Below are 19792 nucleotides of genomic sequence, written 5' to 3'. Positions count from 1 at the left end.
AAAAAGTTGACCACCGCACAGGTCGATCCCCATGACCTGCACTCAAGGACGACCCCATGCACGTACGCGACATGACGCACGACGATGCCTTCGCTGTCTCCGCCCTCTGCCTCGACGCCTTCAGCGAGGCGATCGCTTCGTCGCTGTCCGCCCAGGGCGTGGCACACTTCGCTGACGTGGTGACGCCGGCCGCGTTCGGCGAGCGCCTGGCCGGCGACAACCGGATGTGGGTCGCGGTGGTGGACGGTGCCGTCAGGGGGATGGTGGAGCTCAAGCAGCACCGGCATGTCGCCCTGCTGTTCGTCGCGCCCGGTTGGCAGCGCCGGGGCGTGGGTGCCCGTCTGATGGAGGTTGCCCTGGCGCATGCCGAGGCAGGCGAAATCACCGTCAGCGCTTCCCTGCCGTCGGTGGCCGTCTATCAGCGTTATGGCTTCGTGCTTGCCGGAGACGTGAGCGAACACGGTGGGTTGGTGTATCAGCCGATGACGCGGCACATGACATGACTGTGCATAGGCCAATGGGACGGTGGAAATCCGTCCGCCGCTTTGGTGCCGGGGTGCCGCGCAGAGAACATGGCGATAGGTGGCAGGATCTTCGGTTTTATCGCTGAACGATTCAGTGCCGCTCACGCCTGCCGCAGTCGTGCAGGCATCACGGTCCATGTGGATGATTGTATTGGCTAGGGTCGCGCTCATCCCCGCTCATCTCAATCTACCGCTGCATAGCGTCGGCGCGTCAACAGCAGCGCGAGACCCACCGACAGCGCCAATAAGGCCAACGACTCCTGTTCGAAGCCCAGCCAATGTTCTTGTCCAGCCGTAAACAGACCCGCCACACCAGCCATCAGCAAACCAACCCCTGACCACTTGCGTAACGGGTAGGGTTTGAGAAGCCACAAGAGCACGAAACCGAACGTTACAAGAATGAGATTTTGGATAAGTTCAGGCATGGAGGTCTCTCAGGACTTGACGACCAATGAAAGGGTAGAACGCTGAGGACCTATACCGCCTTGCACCTGCGCGTCCAAAGTCACAATGACATCACCTGCATGAAACGTGGGAAGCACATTGCCCATGTGCCTGCCTATGCTCTTGCCAACCGCATAAGCGCTTAATGAACTCACGTATGGCCCGCCAAGCGATCCTACCGTGCCAGCAGCACTACCCGAGGCACTGGATGCAATCTGTATGAGACTGGTGCGCTAAGCATTGAGGGCATCTCCCTGGGCTCGAGTCAGCGGCTTGGAAATCCTGACCGTCATGACACAACTGAGGTGACCCGCCTGCATTCTGTCGTGGAGTTCGACGATCATCTGAATGACCTCATAATGAACTTTTTTCGCCTCTGCGAGGCTATCGATTCGTACTGCTGCGTCTTGACGAAAACCTGGGTCCTCCGGGTTCACGAACCGTCGATGCAGCAAGGTATGATTGCGTGGCAAAAGACGTTGCTCCACGGTATGGGGACAGGTGTGCCTGTGATGCCGACGCCAAAAGTACCGACCCCAATCGCAGGCGAGTCGGTACGCAAGGGGCAGCGCAGATCAAACTGCGCGCTGGGCCGTTGCTAAGCGCGCCCCCCGTTTTGCGCCAGTCGCGCCCGCGCCGCTGCGGTCAGGCGCTTGACCCCGAACAGCTTGGCCACCTCCGCAACGGTGTCCCCCTCGCCGACCGCCAGCGCCGCTGCCTGCACCTCCTGCGGCGCGATGTCTTCGAGGGCGCGCACGTCGGCCTCGCTGGCTGGCACGCGGTAGGTCGCCCATGTCTCCATGTCTACCATCGACCGCCAGACGAAGACGTCCTCCGCTGCCGTCGCCTGAACATGGTGCGCCCGCTCGGCCTGACCCAGCACCCGATCACGGATCAACCGCCCGGCGCGCTGGAAGCCATGGGCGCGCGCGACCCGCTGCACCAGCACGGTGTCACGGATCGGTGCTTCCTGCTCCACGATCTGAGCGATCACCCGTTGCAGCACCGCGTCGTACTCGGCCTGGTAGAAACGCTCGGCGTCGATCTCGGCCGCCAGCGCACTCAGGTCGGCGACGCGGTAGACGCCAGGGGGCGTGCTGGCTTCGGTGACAGGCGCCAGGGCCTGCACGGGCAGCGCCTCCGGCTCAGGGACGACAGCCTCGTCAGCCACCCAGGCGGACGCGGGTTCAAGCGCGCGGTCGTCTTCTTCCTCCGTTTGCACCGGGAACGTCAGCGCCACCTCAGGTGCAGGTTCGGCCTCCACCACGGCCGCCTGCGCCGCCCGTGAAGCTTCCAGCAGCTCGGTGAGCGCCGCGTCGAGGCGTTGCAGCGCGCCGGTCTTGTCCACCCACCATTCGGTGGACCACAGGCGCACCAGGTTCCAGCCCAGCCCGCGCAGGATGGCCCCACGCACCTTGTCGCGGTCACGGGCGGTAGCGGCGCTGTGGTAGGTGGCACCGTCGCACTCGACCCCGGCCAGGTAATCGCCGGGGCGGTCCGGATGGACGATCCCCAGGTCGATGCGGAAGCGCGACACGCCGATCTGCGGCACCACCTGCCACCCCAGGCCGCGCAATCCGTCGGCCACGGCCTCCTCGAACGGCGAGTCGTAGCCGCCCACCGAGCCCCGCACGGCAGCGGCCAGGGCCTTCGGGCCCTGCTGGGCGAATTCGATGAAGTGCTTCAGGTCGCGCACGGCGCGGGCATTGGTGCGGTTGAGGTCGATCATGAACGGATCGAACGAGGTGAACACCAGCATCTCGCGACGCGAGCGGGTGATCGCCACGTTCAGCCGGCGCCAGCCGCCTTCCTTGTTGAGCGGGCCGAAGTTCATCGACATGCTCGGCGCACCCGGCTCGGTGGGGCCGTAGCCGATGCCGAGGATGATCAGGTCGCGCTCGTCGCCCTGCACGGTCTCCAGGTTCTTCACCACCACCGGTTCAGGGTGGCTTTCCTGGAAGAACGGTTCGATCTGCGGGTACTGGGTACGGGCGACGTCGAGCAGGTCGTTGATCAGCTGCTGCTGATCGCTGTTGAGGGTGATGATGCCCAGGGTGTGGCCTGCCGCGATGAAGGCCGGGTCGGTCAGGCGCTTGACGGTCTCGGCGACGATGGCCTTGGCCTCGACCTGGTTGTGGCGCCCCTTGCCCTTGGCGTAGACACCCTCGACGCGCCGCCACTCCACCGCGCTGTCGCGGGTCTGCGCAGCCGGGAAGGTGATCAGATTGCTGTCGTAGTACTGGTGGTTGGAGAACGCGATCAGGCTTTCGTGGCGGCTGCGGTAGTGCCAGCTCAGGCTGTGGCTGGGCACCCCGGCGCCCAGGCATTCGTCGAGGATGCTTTCCATGTCCTCGGCGGTGTCGTCGTCGGTGGCGCTGGCGCCGCGGTTGAAGAAGTTGGTCGGGGGCATCTGCCGCGGGTCGCCAGCGATCACCACCTGGTGACCGCGGGCAATGGAGCCGATCGCGTCCCAGGGCGCGATCTGCGAGGCTTCGTCGAAGATCACCAGGTCGAACGGTGGCAGCTCGGCCGGCAGGTACTGGGCGATCGACAGCGGGCTCATGAGCATGCACGGGGCCAGGCGGTTCAGCGACTCGCCCATCTCGATCGCCAGTTGGCGCACCGGCTTGTGCCGCCGGGACTTCTGCAACTCGTGCTTGAGCACGCCGAAGCCGCTGCTCTTGGGCACGTCGTTCTTCGCCGGAATGTGCCCGCATAGGGTGGCGCGGATGTAACGCACCGACAGCGCGGCCAGCGCATCGTCGAGGCGGCCGAAGGTGGCGATGTCGCTCATGTGTTCGGCGGCGACGAAGGTGCGCAGCACCGGCTCGCGGTCGATGCCCTGGCGAGCGAAGTCATAGGCGTAAGCCGTCTCGAAGGTGGCGACGACGGCGTCCGCCGCCAGGCTGCCCTGCTCCAGGGCCTGGGCCAGGGGCTGCAAGCCGGCATGGCGGGCCTGGTCGCGTACCCGACACCAGTCGCACCAGGCCTTGAGCTGGCCTTCCTGAGCGACGATCCGGTCGGCCAGCCCACGTCGCTCGGCGAGCGTGACGGGCGTGGCGTCGTCGAGGCGGGCGGTCAGTTGATCGAACTGCGCCGAACACGCCTCGAAGCGTGCCTGGGCCTGCTGCACGGTATCGATGGCGGCGGCGATCTGCCCGCCCGGCGCGAGCATGTCGTTGGCCTCGACCACCACGCGCTGTACCCCGGCGCGCAGGGCAATCAGCGCTTCGGGCGAATCGGCCAGAGCGCTGATCGCCTTGCGCAGTTGGTCGGCCAGGGTGGCGGCCTGGGTGAGGGTTTCGCTCGCGCTGTGGCTGCCTTGCCAGCCCGGTACTGACTGCACGGTCGCGCCGAGGGTGTCGAGCTCCTGCAGCAGGGCCTGCTGCTGCTCGAGCAGCGCCAGGTCCGCCGGAACGTCCGGCAGCCCGCTGGCACCGCCCAGGGTCGCCAGGCGTTGGGCGACCTTCTTCTTGGCCCAGGTGGCGAAGAACCAGAACTTGCCACTGGCCGCCTGCCACGCCTCGCGCAGCTCGGCCACCGGCACGCGACGACAGGCTTCGTCGGCATAGTCCACCGACAGGTCCTGGCCGAGGGCCTGGTAGCGAGCGATGCGCTCGGCGGCGCGTCGGGCGTGCTCGATGCGCGTGCTCGCATCGAGGGCGAAGGCGAAGCCCAGGTCCAGGCCGTGGCAGCGCAGCAACAGCGTGGCCAGCGCGACCAGGCGGGTGTACTGGGCGGCCTCGTCCCCCGGCACGGCCAGCCCGGTCAGGGCCTGCAACCGCTCGCAGGCCGCAACCAGCGCGTCCAGGGCAGCGGGCACCTCGCGGGCGCAGGCCACCAGCTGGGACTGCCAGGCGTTGGACCAGTCGGTCTGCGCCAGGCCGGCGAACACCGGCGCCAGTGCATGGGCGGCCTGGCCGTTGAGGCCCAGGCGGCGGGCCAGATCATGTAGCGCCTCGTAGGCGGGCCGGTCGTGCACGGTCGCCTCGGGCCATGCCAGACGTGGCGTGCTGGGCTGATGGTCGCGCACCGTACGGCCGATCGCCTCGTGCAACGACCAGCCATTGGGGTGCCGGCGGTGCAGCACTTCGACCAGCTGGTTGAGCCGGCCGCGCAGGGCCTGCAAGCGCTCGGCCTCGCGAGACCATTCCTCGGTCGTGAGGGTGTCGCGCACGTCCCAGGCCCGCTCGAGCTGCTTGAGCACTTCGACCTTGGAAGCCTTGCTCGAATGCAGCTCGAGACAGAACTCGCCCAGGCCCTTCTCTGCCAGACGCCGGTAGACCACTTCCAAGGCCGCGCGCTTTTCGGCGACGAACAGCACGCGGCGGCCCAGCGCCAGGTTGTGCGCGATCATGTTGGCGATGGTCTGCGACTTGCCGGTGCCGGGCGGGCCATCGAGCACGAAGCTGTGGCTGCCGGCCGAGGCGATCACCGCTGCCAGCTGCGAAGAGTCCGCCGGTAGCGGCGTGAACAGCTGCGCCGGGGTGACCACCTCGTCCAGGCGCTCGGGGCGCGGGAAGTCGTCGCCTCGGGGCAAGCCAGGGCTGCCGGGGGTGCGCTCGAGCAGGTGCTTGACCAGGGGGCTCTGGGTCAGCTGTTCGGCGTGGGCGGCGAGGTCCTTCCACATCAGGTACTTGGCGAACGAGAAGGTCCCCAGCACCACGTCGGTGACCACTTCGAAGCCCGGCGCATCGCGTACCGCGCGGCGCACCGTGTCCCACACGCCGGTCACGTCGACGCCGTTCTCGTCGGCGGGCAGGTCGCCGTCCAGGCCCGGCACCACCAGCTCGAAGTCATGGCGCAGCAGCTCGAGCAGGGTCAGGTTGAAGCGCGGCTCTTCATCGAGCAGGCTCAGCGTCACCCCCGACAGCGCGCTCTTGCGCTCGAGCTTGACCGGCAGCAGCACCAGCGGCGCGGAGTAGGTCTTGGGGTCGTCCGGGCTTTTCTTCCAGTTCAAGAAGCCGACGGCCAGGAACAGCGTGTTCGCGCCGCCCTCTTCCAGGTCGGTGCGGGCCTTGCGGTAGAGGTCGATCAGCGTGGCTTCGAGCTTGCTCTTCTCCAGGCTGGCCAGCACCTCGCCACGCGCGAAGGCCTGCCGGGCGACCTCGTCGAGCAGACGCTCGCGGTGCTGCTGCTCGTACAGCGCCGGATCGCGGCCGCCACTGTCGAGGCTGGGCACCGGCAGCACGCGGATGCGCTTGCCACTGGCCAGCAGGTCTTCCAGGGCCGCCGGGTCGGGGCACACCAGCCGTACGCCCTTGGCACTGTCGGGCAGGTGCAGCAAACGGTTGCGGGTGGTCAGGTCGAGCAGCTTGCGCTGCCACAGCATCAGCCGGTCGGCCGGCCCTTCGGCCGTCGTCGGGACGTCGACATCGAAGCCCGGCAGCACCGGCGCCTCTTCCAGCGCGTTGTGCGGACGCGGCGACGGGTCAGGCGTCAGCGCCGTCGGCTCGGGCCCCGTGGCGGCGGCCAGGGGGCGGATCTTCTGCATGCGCGCACGGCGCACGTCGATGGCCATGATGAAACGGTCGTCGTCCAACTGCCGCTGCGCCTCGTTCACCGCCTGGCTGAAACCGGGGAACGGCGCCTGGGTGGCCAGGGTGGTCTCGAAGACCACCAGTTCCTTGAGATCGACCCGCTTGCGCAGCGCCGAGGCGTCGTCGGTCAGCACCTGGGCGAATTCCTGGGGCTGCAGCCAGACGCCGGTGAAGGCGTGGCCCTGGGTCATCACCAGCAACGGGTTGAGCCCGGCCTGCTCCAGTGCGGCGGCGAACAGCAAGGCGCTGTCCAGGCAGGTGGCCAGACCGCTGTCGAGGACCTGGCTGGGCGAACGGACCTTCTGCCCATGGGCCTCGAAGCTGGCCGGGGGCAGCGCATAGCTGAGCTGAAGGTCGCACACCGCCGACCACAGGGCCGAGGCCAGTTCCCAGGTACGGGTGCGCGAATGACCCTCGTAGCCCTGGATGGCCTCGGGCTTGCCGGCGCGGCGCAACACCTCGCAGGCGCCTTTCAGCACCCGGTCCACGGCCGGGTCGTTGGGCAGGCAGAACGCCGGCAACAGCTCCGGCATGGCGTTCAGGCCGCCCCACTCCATGCGCGCCAGCAGCGCCGTGGGCACGCGTCGTTCGGCCAGCAGCGTCTCGCCTTGCCAGACCCGCAGCAGCACTTCGGCGCTCAGGCTTTCGTTGAGGCCGGCCAGGTATTGGGCATTGAGCCGCAGGTCGCGCTCGCCGATCACCAGATGATCGCCCGGCAACAGCCGATCGACGACCCAGCGGCGCGGCTCGACGCAGGCCGGGTCGGTGTCCAGGGTCAGCGTCAGGTCGTGGTACGGGGTCTCGCCGTCGTGGGTCAGTGCCAGCTCGCGCAACAGCGGCACGGCGTTCTGGTGCGAGGCAAAGCCAATCTTGTGTGCGACCACGGCCTCGATCTTGATACTCATGCAACGTCTCCTTGAACGGCACGCCTGCGGTCCTGACAGAAAGGAGGCGTTTCGGTAATGCGAGCGAGGATACATGGCTCAGCCCGTGCTGGCATCGACAGCAGACGATCCGGTGCGTGCAGGGCGCGCCAAATGGCGCCTGACGCGCAAAAAAACAGCGCTGGCAAATTGACGCCATGGCCCTCTTTTCAGTAAGGTCTGCACCCCTCGCCAATCGATGGCACTGACTTTCTTTCAAGGACCGAACCCATGCAGGGCGCACTGCTTCGCACCGGCAAAAGTGACCAATTCATTGCCATGGGCGAAACCGGCCAGCCGGTGTTCAAGGCCGCCTTGCAACTGATCGCCGCCCTGGAGCGCCGCAACCCCGAGTTGTCGCGCTTTCTGGCCATTCCGAAAAGCAACGAACACGGCAACGTGCTCGACTGGTACAGCCCGGTGCCCGGCGACGTGATCGCCTGGCGCGCGGCCACCGAGTCCGAGCGCGACGCTGCCCGCGAGCGCCTGCAGTCCTTTCGCCAGGCGGTGCTGACCAGTGCCTCGAGCCTGGTCGAGTCGGCCGGCAAGCGTGGCCAGGGTGATCAGGTGATCTTTGGCAAGCTGCTGGGCCTGGTGCCCTTCTGCCCCAGCGACGACCACGTCTACCTGGTGCAGACCGACCAGGGCGTGCAGCCGGTGCTGACCTTCTGGGGGTTCGTGGCCCACGAGCAGGATCGCCAGCGCGAGCCGCTGTACTTCCTGACGCCGCGTCCCGCCCCGACACCGCCGCCCGTGGCCGCGCCGCTCGCCCCTGAACCTACCCCTGCCCCGGTGCTCACCCCACCGCCGCTGAGCGTGCCCGTCGAACGGGCGCGCCCCTGGTGGCGCCGCTGGTGGTGGCTGTGGCTGCTGCTGGCGCTGTTGCTGCTGGCCCTGCTGTTCGGCCTGCTGCGCGGCTGCGCACCCCAGCTCGGCCTGCCGACGCTGGCGGTCGATACCCCGCACGTGGATCGCCCCACCGCGCAGGTGCCCGCCGTGACCGGCCCAGGCGCCCCGACCCTCGGCGCCCCGGCGCTGACGTCCGGCACCGGCGTCGGCGCGAACGCAGGCGTACCCGGCGCCTCGGCGGGCGCTGCCTTGCCCGACACAGGCGCTGCGGCCCCTGATGCAGCCGGATCGCCCGTCGCTGATGAAGCGGCACCCGTGCCCCCACAGGTGCCGGCCGCGGAGACGACCGACACACCAGCCGAAGCGGCAGCGACGCCAGCGCCAACGCCCTCCGATGCCCAGGCCACGGCCGCACCGGGCGCGCCCTCTTCGCCCACGACCGGTAACGCGCCGCCCCTGACCATCCCGGCAGATGCGGGCGAAGGCCCGGCGGACTTTCTCAACGGCAACTACCGCGCCGGTGCCGGCATCCTCGACGCCAGTACCGCCAAGCCGCTGCGCCTGGAATACGCCTTCGAGAACGGTCAGGGCAACGTCACCATCCGCCGTCCGGATGGCGTGAGCTGCACCGGTGCGGTCAATGCCGCCATGCGCGGTGGCCAGCTGGGCATCGAAAGCCAGGACCAGGCCACCTGCACCGATGGTGGTCGCTACGACATGCCCACGGTGAGCTGCGCCCCTGGCGCGCAACGCATCGCCGACTGCCAGGGCCACTACGGCTCTAGCCAGTTCCCCATTTCCATGCGCCGCGAATAAAGGCCTCCTCTCATGCTGCCCGAGCTCACCCCCTTCGAAGATACCGTTCACCTGGTCAACGACAGCGGCCTGCAGTTCCTCGATTTCGCCGTCCGGCTCGACCCTGCCAAGGAGCCCGCCGGACGCTTCGCGCGCATGGGCAACACGCTGATCGCACGGCTGCTGCTCAACCACGAGACCCGCGAGTACTTCCACCTCGGCCCGGTGAACGACAATGGCCAGGCCGGCCAGCACGAGCGGCTGGTCAGCGTGGTCGACGAAGAAGACCTGACCCTGAGCCTGCAGAGCAGCCTGGCCCTGCTCGATGGCCTGTGGCTGCCGGCACCGTTCTTCCGCTTCCTGCCCCCCGAACGCTTCGACGAAGGCCCGACCAACTGGGCGCGCATGCGCCTGGTGCGCCTGGCGCAGCCGGACGTGGACGGCAACACCCATCGCCTGACGCTGGCCTTCGACACCCGTGCCATGGCCAGCAGCCAGGGCATGCAGTACCTGGCGCCGACCCAGGACGACATCAACGCCGGCGCCAGCTTCCGCCTGGCCTGCCAGGCCCGCCAGAGCCGCTGGTTCCTCGATCAGCAATGGGTGCGCCTGTGGCTCGAGGAGGTCTACCGCGACAGCCAGAAGGCCCGCCCCAGCGAGGATGTCGACGAGGAAATCGACGAGCAGCGCCACCTGGGCCACTACCTCAACCTGCTGAGCCTGATGGCGCGCCCGGTGCCCGAGCAGTACACCCAGGCGCCGGCGCGCCTCCCGGTGCCGGACATCAAGCTGGCCGCCAACGGCGTCGCCTCGCTGGAGCCGCCGATCCCGGTGGACCTGGTGCTGGACGTGGGCAACTCGCGCACCTGCGGCATCCTGATCGAGAACCACGGGCAGTCCGGCGACGGCCTCAAGCACAACTACGTGCTGCAGATCCGCGACCTCACCTGCCCCGAGCAGGTCTACAGCCAGCCGTTCGAGAGCCGCGTGGAGTTCGCCCAGGCCAGCTTCGGCAAAGAGAACTTCTCGGTGCAGAGCGGCCGCCACGATGCCTTCCAGTGGCCCACCATCGCCCGGGTCGGCGCCGAGGCCGGACGCCTGTCGGGGCGGCGCAAGGGCACCGAAGGCTCGACCGGACTGTCCAGCCCCAAGCGCTACCTGTGGGACGAGAACGCCTACCTGCACGGCTGGCGCTTCAACAGCGCCTACGTGCGCAGCGACAGCGAACCGAAGGCCACGGCGGCGCCGTTCTCGCACCGCGTCACCAAGCTCGGGCAGGCCTTCTACAAGCTCAAGCACGAGGACGACCGGCTGCCGGCGTTCACCCCGCAGTACTCGCGCAGCTCGCTGATGACCTTTATGCTCGCCGAGGTGCTGACCCAGGCCCTGGTGCAGATCAACAGCCCGGCGCAACGCACGCGCATGGGCCACACCCAGCGCCCGCGGCAGCTGTCCAGCGTGACCCTGACCGTGCCGCCGGGCATGCCCCAGGTCGAGCGCAGCCTGCTCAACGACCGCCTGCTGCAGGCCATCGCCCTGGTGTGGAAGTGCATGGGCTGGCACGACGGCGACCTGGACCCGGCCAAGGCCCGCGCCAGCAACGACATCCCGGCGCCGCGCATTCCATTGCCCAAGGTCAAGGTCGAGTGGGACGAAGCCTCCTGTGGCCAGCTGGTGTACCTGTACACCGAGATCCGCGAGAACTTCGCCGGCCACCCGCAGGAGTTCTTCGACACCCTCGCCCGCCCGGACAAGACCGACCGTGAGGCGGTGACCCTGGCCAGCATCGACATCGGTGGCGGCACCAGCGACCTGGTGATCACCGACTACCGCCTGGAGCGGGCCAGCGAGCATTCCGGCGGCAGCAACGTGACCATCCTGCCGGCGCAGCGTTTTCGCGACAGCTTCAAGATCGCCGGGGACGACATCCTGCTCGACGTGATCCAGCGCTTCGTCCTGCCGGGGCTGGAGCAGGCCTTCGCCGAGGCCGGGGTCCAGGCGCCACGCGCCCTGCTCTCGCGCCTGTGCGGCGACGAGAGCACCAGCGCCCAGGACGCGGTGCTGCGCCAGCAGTTGAACCTGCAGGTGTTCACACCACTGGGCCTGCACCTGCTGGCGCTGTACGAACGGTTCGACCCCGAGGTGCCGTGCACCGTGCACGAGCCGAGCTACGCCGAGGTGCTGGCGCTCACCCACGGCGAAATCGGCGAGCGCGTGCGCGAATACGTGGCCAGCAACGTGCGCCGCGCCGATGGCGGCAGCGCCCAGTTCGACCTGGGCCAGGTGCGCCTGCGCGTGGACCTGGTGGCCATCCACCAGGCGTTCCTCAAGGGCCAGATCAACCTGTGCAAGGTACTCGACGCCCTGACCGAGGTGGTCTTCCACTACCCGTGCGATGCCCTGCTGATCACGGGCCGCCCCTCGCGGCTGCCGGGCGTGCTGGCCTACCTGCGGCGCAAGGTGCCGTTGCCGCCCGGGCGCATCGTGCCCATGGACGGCTACCGCGTCGGCGGCTGGTACCCGTTCCACCGCAACGGCCGCATCGACGATCCGAAGACTACCGCCGCCGTCGGCGCGATGCTGTGCCTGCTGAGCGAGCAGCGCAAGATCTCCAACTTCTACTTCAGCGTCGCGCGCCTGAAGCCGTACTCGACCGTGCGCCACATCGGCAAGCTCGACGAGAACAACCTGATCATCGACCACGACCTGCTCTACCGCGACGTGATCCACACCGACGCCCAGGGCAACGAAAGCCTGCGCCTGCATGCGCCCGACGTGGAAGCGCCGGTGCTGCGCGTGCTCGGCAAGACCCGCCTGGGCTACCGCCAGCTGGCCGCCCAGCGCTGGGTGGCCGCGCCGCTGTACCTGATCGAGCTGACCGACAGCGGCACCCGCAAGCTGGCCAACAAGCGCACCAGCGACGGCCGTGAGCCGTGCCTGCTGCTGCGCCTGCGGGTCGAGGCCGCCGACAGCGATCGCGCCGAGGCGGAGATCGTCGCCGAGAAGCTGCTGATCGACGAGAACATCGAGAGCAACGTGGAAGGCGAGTCCTTCACCCGCAAGGACGTGCGCTTGCAGTTGTACACCATGCTGAGCGCCGAAGGCGGCGCCTCCAACTATTGGCTCGACAGCGGGAGCGTGAGTCCGAAATGAGCAAGCTGACTGCTGAACCCACCGCGCTCGCCCAGGCCTGGGCCAACGTCTACAGCGGCGCGGGCCTGGCCCTGGACTGGATCGCCGAGGTCGCCCCGGCGGTCGAGGACATCGCCCAGCGCGCGCCGAGCCTGAACCGCGACCTGCACCGCGCCCGCAACCTGGCGCGCAGCCTCCAGCGGGTCAGCGCCACGCCCATGACCGCCGGCTTCTTCGGCCTGTCCCAGGCCGGCAAGAGCTACCTGATCTCGGCCCTGGCCGCCGACACGCAAGGCCGCCTGGAAACCCGCTTCGGCCCGCGCACGCTGGACTTCATCGAGCACGTCAATCCGGTCGGCGGCGGCAAGGAAGCCACCGGCCTGGTCACGCGCTTCACCCGGCATGCCCAATCCAGCCCCGACCCTGCCTTCCCGGTGGAGCTGCGGCTGTTCCGCGAGATCGAGATCGCGATCATCCTGGCCAACGCCTGGTTCGAGGACTTCGACCACCAGCAGCTCGATTCAGCCTTCACCGAGGCACGCATCGACGCGGCCCTGGCGCCGTTCGCCGATGTGGTCGCCGGGCCGGCCGTGCCGGGGGTCGACCGTGACGACCTGGTGCTGCTGTGGGACTACCTGGAGCACCACTACCGCCACCCGGTGCAGCCGCTGGCGGCCCGCTACTGGCCACGGGTGCTGGAGATCGCGCCGCAGCTGTCGGTGCGTGATCGCGCCCGCCTGCTGGCGCCCCTGTGGGGCAACCTGGGGCCGATGACCGACACCTACGAGCAACTGGCCGGCGCGCTGCACCGGCTGGGCCTGGCGCAGACCGTGATGGCGCCGCTCACCGCATTGGTCAGCGAACGCGACGGCCAGTTGGTGCAGAGCAACAGCATCATGAACGTCGATATCCTCAGCCAGCTGGGCGCGGCCGACGACGGCCTGTTGCAGGTCCGCCCGGTGCAGGCCGGCGGCGAGCTGGGCGCGCCGGCCGGGGTGCAGACCGCGCAATTGGCGGCACTGACCAGCGAGCTGATCTTCGGCCTGCTCAACGCGCCGGCCAACGACATCGTCAACCGCGTGGACGTGCTGGACTTCCCCGGCTACCGCAGCCGCGAAAAGCTGCTCAGGCTGCCCGAGCAGGCCGGCAACCCGGTGGCCAAGCTGCTGCTGCGCGGCAAGGTCGCCTACCTGTTCGAGCGCTACACCCAGGAACAGGAAATGAACGCGCTGGTGATGTGCACCAGCACCTTCAAGCAGAGCGAGGTGGTCAGCGTCGGCAAGGTCCTGCAGGACTGGATCGACCGCACCCAGGGCGCCAGCCCGCAGCAGCGCGATGGCAAGGACGCGGGCCTGGTCTGGGCGTTGACCATGAGCGACGGCTTCATCACCGGTGCCCTGGAAAAGTCCGCGGCGCAGTATCCCGAAGCCTGCGAGAACATGCTCAAGCTCACCCTGATCGAGCGCTTCGGCAACGAGCCGTGGATGCGTGAATGGGGCAGCCAGCCGTTCAACAACACCTACCTGGTGCGCAAGCCGCGCCTGGAAAACACCTTCATCGACCTGAGCGCCAAGACGGCCGACGGCACCCGTCAGGAGCTGAGCCTGAAGGCCGACAAGCAGTCCGACCTGGCGCAGCTCAAGGCCAGCTTCGTCGGCAGCGAACTCAGCCGCCGCCACGTGGCCGACGCCGACGCCGCCTGGGACGCCATGCTTGCCCTCAACGACGGCGGCCTGGCCCGCTTCAGCGCCGCGTTCGCCCGCGCCACGCCGCTGTCACGCAAGCTCGAGCGCATCGCCCAGCAGTACGAGGACCTGCTCGCGCAGCTGCTGCCGCGCCTGGCCCAGTACTACCAGGCCGGTGGCGAAGACGAGCGCCAGCAGAAGAAGGAGCTGGCCAACCGCATCGCCGCGCCTTTCGTGCGCCAGGCGCAGCGCAAGCACCTGCTCGGTGAGCTGCTGGCCTACATGGCCGTCCCGGAAAGCGCCCTGCGCGACCTGTACCTGTCGGGCGACTTCGACAGCGCCGACAGCGCCCAGGCCGCGAACGAGCAGGCCAGCGCGCCGGTGGACGACTTCGACATCTTCGAGGCGCCCGACGATGCCGCGCCCGCCCCGGTGGTCGCCGAATACCAGAGTCACGAGCACCGGTTCGCCCGTGCCGCCTTCGACCTCTGGGCGGCGCACCTGCGGACCCTGAGCCGCCGCGACTACGTGCTGCAGATGCTCGACCTGCCGGCCGAGACGGTCGCCGCCCTGGTCAACGAACTGGTGGTCTGCGCCGAGCGCCTGGAACTGCCGCGCCAGCTCAGTGAAGCTCTGCTGCGTCGGGCCCAGAGCGGCGTGCGGCGCGAGTCGCTGGTGCAGCGCCAGGTGCTCACCGCGCAACTGGTGCTCAACGACTTCAGTGCCTGGTTCGGCCACCTGGGCGAGCCCCAGGCCCAGCGCCCCAACAGCCTGCTGGGCAGCCGCGAGCCGCTGTTCGCCTTCTACCAGCGGCCGATGCCGGGGCGCTTCCCGGAGCTGGCGGCGCAGGCCGAGGACCAGGCAGTGACCTTCGCCGACAGCTGGATCTCGGGCGTGGCGATCCATACCCAGAACAACGCCGGGCACCGCAAGGGCCTGGCGATCAGCCCCGAACAGAACGAACGACTGGGCATGGCCCTGAACCGGCTCACAGCGAGATAAACGATGGCCATCACCCCCAAACTGCAGCCTTTGCTCCCGTCGACGCCCGGCCGTGCCCTGCTGCACGTGCGCGGCTGGGAATACGACAGCGGCGCGCTGTCCTTCGCCATCCAGCGCAACCAGGACGAGCACTACCTGCAGGCCGACCAGCGCTGGAGCAACACGCCCTGCTGGTTCGAGCAGGTGTTCGAGGAAGACGCCAGCGGCGAGCACATGACCTGCCCCCTGGGCGCGCAGATCGTCGACCCGCTGCTGAGCCAGCCAAACAACCTCTACAACCTGCGCCTGCGCGGCCCGGACGGCGAGGACGAGAACGTCCTGCGCCTGGCCGATGGCCTGCTGCCCTCCAGCGCTGCGGCGGCCACCGGCCCGGCAGGGGCCGAACGCAGCGCGGTGCTGACGCCTGAACCGGCGCCCGAACCGGCCCCGGCGCCTGCCCCGGTGGTCGAGCCCGAGCCTGTGCTCGCACCTGAGCCGGCCCCTGAACCGGTCGTCCCACCTGTCGCGCCGCCGCCCGCACCCCCTGCCAAAGGCAGCAAGACCGGCCTGTGGATCGCCCTGGTGCTGGCGTTGCTGGCCCTGGCCGCCCTGGCCTGGTGGCTGCTCAAGCCGGGCGCCGAATCGGCTGCACCAGCGCCCGCACCCGCACCCGCTGCAGCCACGGCCGCCCCGTGCAGCCGCGAAGCCCTGGCCAGCGACACGGAGCTGCAGTTCGTCCAGGCCTGCATCCAGCAGGCACCCGGCAGCCAGGCCCTGCTCGAGACCATCGCCCAGGCCAAGGCGGCCAAGCAGTGCGGCGTCGCGCAGCGGCTGTACGCCAACCGCGCCCAGGCCGGCGACCTGGCCATCGCCAGCGCCTATGCCCACGAGTACGACCCCAAGTTCCTGCAGCCCAGCGACTGCTTCAAGGCGCCCGACGACGCCACCGCGGTGTACTGGTACGAAACCATCCAGGGCTTCGACCCGGACAATGCCGAGGCCGCCGAGCGCCTCAAGGACCTGAAGAAGTGAAGCTGCGCCTGATCGCCCTCGTCGCCGGCCTCGTGCTGGCCAACGGCGCCGTACTGGCCGCCGACAAACCGCTGCTGCAAGCCGGCAAGAAGACCCTGTTCCAGCGCGTGCTGACCACGCCGGGCTGCCACCTGAGCCCGACGGCGGGCGCCCCGGCCGGGGCCGAACAGCCGGCCTTCAGCCGGTTCTACGTGTACGAACGCAGCCAGGCCGGCAACGCCGAATGGCTCAAGGTCGGCCCGGACAGCTTCGGCAAGACCCTCGGCTGGCTGCCGGCGGCCTGCACGGTGGAGTGGCGCATGCAGCTCACCCTGGCCTTCACCAACCCGGCCAACCGCGACCGCCTGCTGTTCTTCAAGGAGCGCAAGACCCTCGAAGGCATCCTCGACGCACCCGACCCGGTCAGCCACATCGCGCCCCTGCGCGCCAAGCTCAAGCAGGGCCAGGCCGCACCGGGCGTGCTGGCCCAGGAGCCGGAGTACTTCATCGACCTGCAGAAGCAGTTCTACCTGCTGCCGGTGCTCAGCGGCGAAGAAGTCATGACCGAAGCGGGCTTTCGCACGCGCATCCTCGACGTGGCCTCGGTCAGCAAGGCCGATGCCCAGGCGGCAAACGCCCCGGCCAACGCCGCCGCCCAGGGCGCAGCGGGCGCGGCCAGCAGCGCCAGCCAGCTCAAGGAGTTCAGCGCGGCAGTGGTGTTCGTGATCGACTCGACCATCTCCATGGACCCCTACATCGAGCGGACCCGCGAAGCGATCCGTAAGGTCTATGCGCAGATCGCCAAGGAGAACCTGGGCCGCCAGGTCAAGTTCGGCCTGGTCGCCTTCCGCTCCAGCACCCAGGCGGTGCCAGGCCTGGAATACCTGACCAAGCTGTACGCCGACCCCAACACGGTCAAGGACGGCGACGACTTCCTGGCCAAGGTCGCCGACCTCAAGCAGGCCAAGGTGTCGAGCAAGGCCTTCGACGAAGACGCCTACGCTGGGGTGATGCAGGCCATCGACACGATCGACTGGAAACCCTTCGGTGCCCGCTACGTGGTGCTGATCACCGACGCCGGGGCGCTGGACGGCGACGACAAGCTCTCGTCCACCGGGCTGAGCGCCGAGCAGGTGCGCATCGAGGCGGCCAACCCGGGCGTGGCGCTGTACACCCTGCACCTCAAGACTCCGGCCGGGGCCAAGGACCACGCCCGGGCCGAGGCGCAGTACCAGGCGCTGTCGACCTACGCCGGCACCCAGACGTCGCTGTATTACCCGGTGGATGCCGGCGACGTGGAGGCCTACGGGCGCAAGGTGGATGCCCTGGCCAGCGCCATTACCGGTCAGGTCAAGGCCGCCTACATGGGCGACGAAGCCATCGGCAGCGCGCTCAACGCCAAGGCCACGCCCGAGGAGCAGAAGCTGGTCGATGACGCCGCGCTGATCGGTCACGCCATGCGCCTGGCCTACCTGGGCGAGCAGCAAGGCACCCAGGCGCCGCCGGTGTTCCAGGCCTGGATCGCCGACCGCGACCCGATCAAGCAGAACGTGCCAACCACCGACGTGCGCGTGCTGCTGACCAAGGCGCAACTGAGCGACCTGTCCGAGGTGCTCAAGCAGATCCTCGACGCCGCCAACGAAGGGCTGATCTCGCCCAGCGACATGTTCGAGCGTTTGCGCAACGTGGCCGCGACCATGGGCACCGATCCCAACCAGCTCAAGGCCAACGGCAACGCCAAGGTGGCCGACCTGGGCGTGCTCGGCGAATACCTCGACGACCTGCCCTACCACAGCGAAGTCCTGAACCTCGACGAGGAGACCTGGAAGAGCTGGGACGGCCTGGCCCAGGAGAAATTCATCCGCACCCTGGCCACCAAGCTGCGCCACTACCAGCGCTACAACGCCGACGTGGACCGTTGGGTGTCCCTGGCCGAAGGCAGCGATGCACGTGACTACGTGTACCCGGTGCCGCTGGAAATGATGCCCTGACATGCTCGAGGTCGATGCCCTGAGCGTGCAGCGCGGCGTGCCTGGCCACGGCCATGCGGTGCACCTGCCGTCGCTGCGCCTGGCCCCTGGCCAGGTGCTGGCGATCACCGGCGAGAGCGGCTGTGGCAAGAGTACGCTGCTCGAGGCCCTGGGCCTGTTGCTGTCGCCCAGCCAGGTGGGACGCTATCGCCTCGACGAGGTCGATGTGGCGGCGCTGCTGGCCCAGGGTGAGCAGGCGCGCCTGGCCGAGCTGCGCGCGCAGCGCCTGGGCTTCATCCTGCAGAACGGCGGCCTGCTGCCGTTTCTGGACGTGGCGGCGAACATTCGCCTGCCGCGCCAGCTGCTGGGTCTGCCTGGCCTCGGCGCCGGCGCCGAGCGGGCCATCGAGGTGCTCAACCTGGCGCCGTTGCTGAACAAGCTGCCCCAGGCCCTGTCGATCGGCGAGCGCCAGCGCGTGGCCTGCGCCCGGGCCATCGCCCACCAGCCACGCCTGCTGCTGGCCGACGAGCCGACCGCCGCCCTCGACCCGCATAACGCCAAACGCCTGTTCGGCCTGTTGCTGGAGCTGGCCCGCGAGCTGCACCTGGCGGTGCTGCTGGTGTCCCACGACTGGGCCCTGGTCGAGGCTTTCGGCCTGCCGAGCCTGCGCGCCCACAGCACCCCTGGGGAGACGCACTTTGCCACGCTGGCCTGAACGTCTGCGCCTGCTGACGCAGCTGGCACTCGCCGACCTGTGGCACGACCGCAAGGTGTCGCTGTGCGTGGCGGCGGCGCTGGTCGCGGTGATCGCGCCGCTGCTGCTGTTGTTCGGCCTCAAGCATGGGGTGGTCAGCCAGTTGCAGGCGCAGCTGCTGAGCGACCCACGCAACCTGGAGATCAAGCTGCTGGGCAGTGGCAGCTTCGACGAGACCTGGTTGCAGACCCTGCGCGCACGGCAGGAGACCGGTTTTGTCGTCGGCCTGACGCGCTCGCTCAATACCCAGGCGGACCTGCTAGGCGAGCACGGGCGCTTCGTGGAGAACGCCGAAGTGGTGCCGACCGGGCCTGGCGATCCGCTGCTGGTCGATGCCCCGGTGCCCGCCTCGACCACGACCACGGTGCTGAGCGCGGCGGCGGCGCGGCGCCTGGAGGCCAGTGCCGGACAGTGGATTCGCCTGCGCGTGCAGCGGCGCCTGGACGGCCATGAGCAGCGGGGCGAGCTGCGCCTGCAGGTGAGCGCCGTGCTGCCGGCCGAACGCTTCGCCCGCCCGGCCGTGTTCGTCACGCCGACCCTGCTGCAACAGCTCGAGCGCTTCCGCGATGGCTATCAGGTGCCGCTGTTCGGTGGCCTCGACGGCGCCGCTCAGGACGGCCTGGCGCCGCGCTATGCCAAGGCGCGGCTGTATGCCCGCGACATCGACGAGGTGGCTGGGCTGGCACGCTGGCTGGAGGCGCAGCACATCGAGACCAGCAGCCGCCTGGCCGACATCGACAACGTCAAGGCCATCAACCATGTACTGGGCGTGATCTTCGCGGTGATCGCCGGTGCGGCGCTGCTGGGCTGCCTGGCGTCCTTGGCCGGGGCCTTCCTGGCCAACATCGAACGCAAGCGTCGCAGCCTGGCGCTGCTGCGCCTGATGGGTTTCCCTCGCGGCGCGGCGGCCGGCTTCATCGTCCTGCAGGCCGTGGCCCTGGCCGTGACCGGTTATGTCGGCGGGCTGGCCAGCTACCTGGCCGGCAGCGCCCTGTTCGACCACCTGCTCGGCGGGGCCCGGGCCACCGGCGCCTTCGTCTGCCACATCACCCCCTGGCATGCCCTGGCCGCGCTGCTGCTGGCGCTGCTGGTGGCGGCCCTGGTCGCGCTCATCGGCGCGACCCGCGCCATCCATATCGAACCTGCGGAGAGCCTGCGTGAACTGTAACTCGCTACGTGTCCTG

The 19792-nt window shown here is 68.9% G+C and carries 11 protein-coding genes; 9 read left to right on the top strand and 2 right to left on the bottom strand.

Going from position 1 to position 19792, the window contains the following annotated elements:
• The first annotated feature begins 56 nt into the window (after positions 1-56).
• On the top strand, positions 57-503 hold the full coding sequence (locus APT63_08620) for an acetyltransferase (protein ID AMA45690.1): 447 nt from the start codon (positions 57-59) through the stop codon (positions 501-503).
• Between the two features lie 203 nt (positions 504-706).
• Here the strand turns inward: APT63_08620 and APT63_08615 are convergent, their stop codons facing one another.
• Positions 707-949, bottom strand: coding sequence for a hypothetical protein (locus APT63_08615; GenBank protein ID AMA45689.1), 243 nt, complete (start codon positions 947-949; stop codon positions 707-709).
• Positions 950-1273: 324 nt separating this feature from the next.
• On the opposite strand from APT63_08615, the gene APT63_08610 reads away from it, so the two are divergent.
• Positions 1274-1570, top strand: a complete 297-nt coding sequence (locus APT63_08610; protein ID AMA45688.1) for a hypothetical protein — start codon at positions 1274-1276, stop codon at positions 1568-1570.
• Here APT63_08610 and APT63_08605 read toward each other — a convergent pair.
• Entirely contained in the window at positions 1567-7413 is a 5847-nt protein-coding gene (locus tag APT63_08605; GenBank protein ID AMA45687.1) for a DNA helicase, read from the bottom strand. The two genes, APT63_08610 and APT63_08605, sit on opposite strands and share 4 nt — an antisense overlap.
• Positions 7414-7662: 249 nt before the next feature.
• Between APT63_08605 and APT63_08600 the strand changes: the two genes are divergently transcribed.
• The 7 genes from APT63_08600 to APT63_08570 are packed head-to-tail and all read left to right on the top strand — an operon-like array spanning position 7663 to position 19776.
• Positions 7663-9096, top strand: coding sequence for a hypothetical protein (locus APT63_08600; protein AMA45686.1), 1434 nt, complete (start codon positions 7663-7665; stop codon positions 9094-9096).
• A 12-nt stretch (positions 9097-9108) separates the two neighbouring features.
• Positions 9109-12228: a virulence factor SrfB gene (locus APT63_08595; protein ID AMA45685.1), complete on the top strand. Its 3120-nt coding sequence runs from the start codon at positions 9109-9111 to the stop codon at positions 12226-12228.
• Complete coding sequence (locus APT63_08590) at positions 12225-14894, top strand: HopL1 protein (discontinued T3SE) (GenBank protein ID AMA45684.1); 2670 nt, start codon at positions 12225-12227, stop codon at positions 14892-14894. The genes APT63_08595 and APT63_08590 overlap by 4 nt, the downstream gene beginning before the upstream one ends.
• A 3-nt stretch (positions 14895-14897) precedes the next feature.
• Positions 14898-15905 carry a hypothetical protein gene (locus APT63_08585; GenBank protein AMA45683.1) on the top strand — a complete coding sequence of 336 codons (1008 nt, stop codon included), beginning with the start codon at positions 14898-14900 and terminating at the stop codon, positions 15903-15905.
• Between the two features lie 8 nt (positions 15906-15913).
• Positions 15914-17875 carry a serine/threonine protein kinase gene (locus APT63_08580; GenBank protein AMA47827.1) on the top strand — a complete coding sequence of 654 codons (1962 nt, stop codon included), beginning with the start codon at positions 15914-15916 and terminating at the stop codon, positions 17873-17875.
• A gap of 1 nt (position 17876) precedes the next feature.
• Positions 17877-18569 carry an ABC transporter ATP-binding protein gene (locus tag APT63_08575; GenBank protein AMA45682.1) on the top strand — a complete coding sequence of 231 codons (693 nt, stop codon included), beginning with the start codon at positions 17877-17879 and terminating at the stop codon, positions 18567-18569.
• Entirely contained in the window at positions 18553-19776 is a 1224-nt protein-coding gene (locus APT63_08570) for an ABC transporter permease (GenBank protein ID AMA45681.1), read from the top strand. The genes APT63_08575 and APT63_08570 overlap by 17 nt, the downstream gene beginning before the upstream one ends.
• Positions 19777-19792 lie beyond the last annotated feature (16 nt).

It is taken from the genome of Pseudomonas monteilii (assembly GCA_001534745.1).
GTDB classification, from domain to species: Bacteria; Pseudomonadota; Gammaproteobacteria; order Pseudomonadales; family Pseudomonadaceae; genus Aquipseudomonas; species Aquipseudomonas alabamensis.
This window is presented reverse-complemented; position numbering and strand designations above follow the sequence as displayed.

What these genes read in the sequence shown, in the direction of transcription:
- APT63_08620 (AMA45690.1), top strand. Translation starts at nt 57, where the DNA reads ATGCACGTACGCGACATGACGCACGACGATGCCTTCGCTGTCTCCGCC.
- APT63_08605 (AMA45687.1), bottom strand. Translation starts at nt 7,413, where the DNA reads ATGAGTATCAAGATCGAGGCCGTGGTCGCACACAAGATTGGCTTTGCC.
- APT63_08575 (AMA45682.1), top strand. Translation starts at nt 17,877, where the DNA reads ATGCTCGAGGTCGATGCCCTGAGCGTGCAGCGCGGCGTGCCTGGCCAC.
- APT63_08590 (AMA45684.1), top strand. Translation starts at nt 12,225, where the DNA reads ATGAGCAAGCTGACTGCTGAACCCACCGCGCTCGCCCAGGCCTGGGCC.
- APT63_08585 (AMA45683.1), top strand. Translation starts at nt 14,898, where the DNA reads ATGGCCATCACCCCCAAACTGCAGCCTTTGCTCCCGTCGACGCCCGGC.
- APT63_08595 (AMA45685.1), top strand. Translation starts at nt 9,109, where the DNA reads ATGCTGCCCGAGCTCACCCCCTTCGAAGATACCGTTCACCTGGTCAAC.
- APT63_08615 (AMA45689.1), bottom strand. Translation starts at nt 949, where the DNA reads ATGCCTGAACTTATCCAAAATCTCATTCTTGTAACGTTCGGTTTCGTG.
- APT63_08600 (AMA45686.1), top strand. Translation starts at nt 7,663, where the DNA reads ATGCAGGGCGCACTGCTTCGCACCGGCAAAAGTGACCAATTCATTGCC.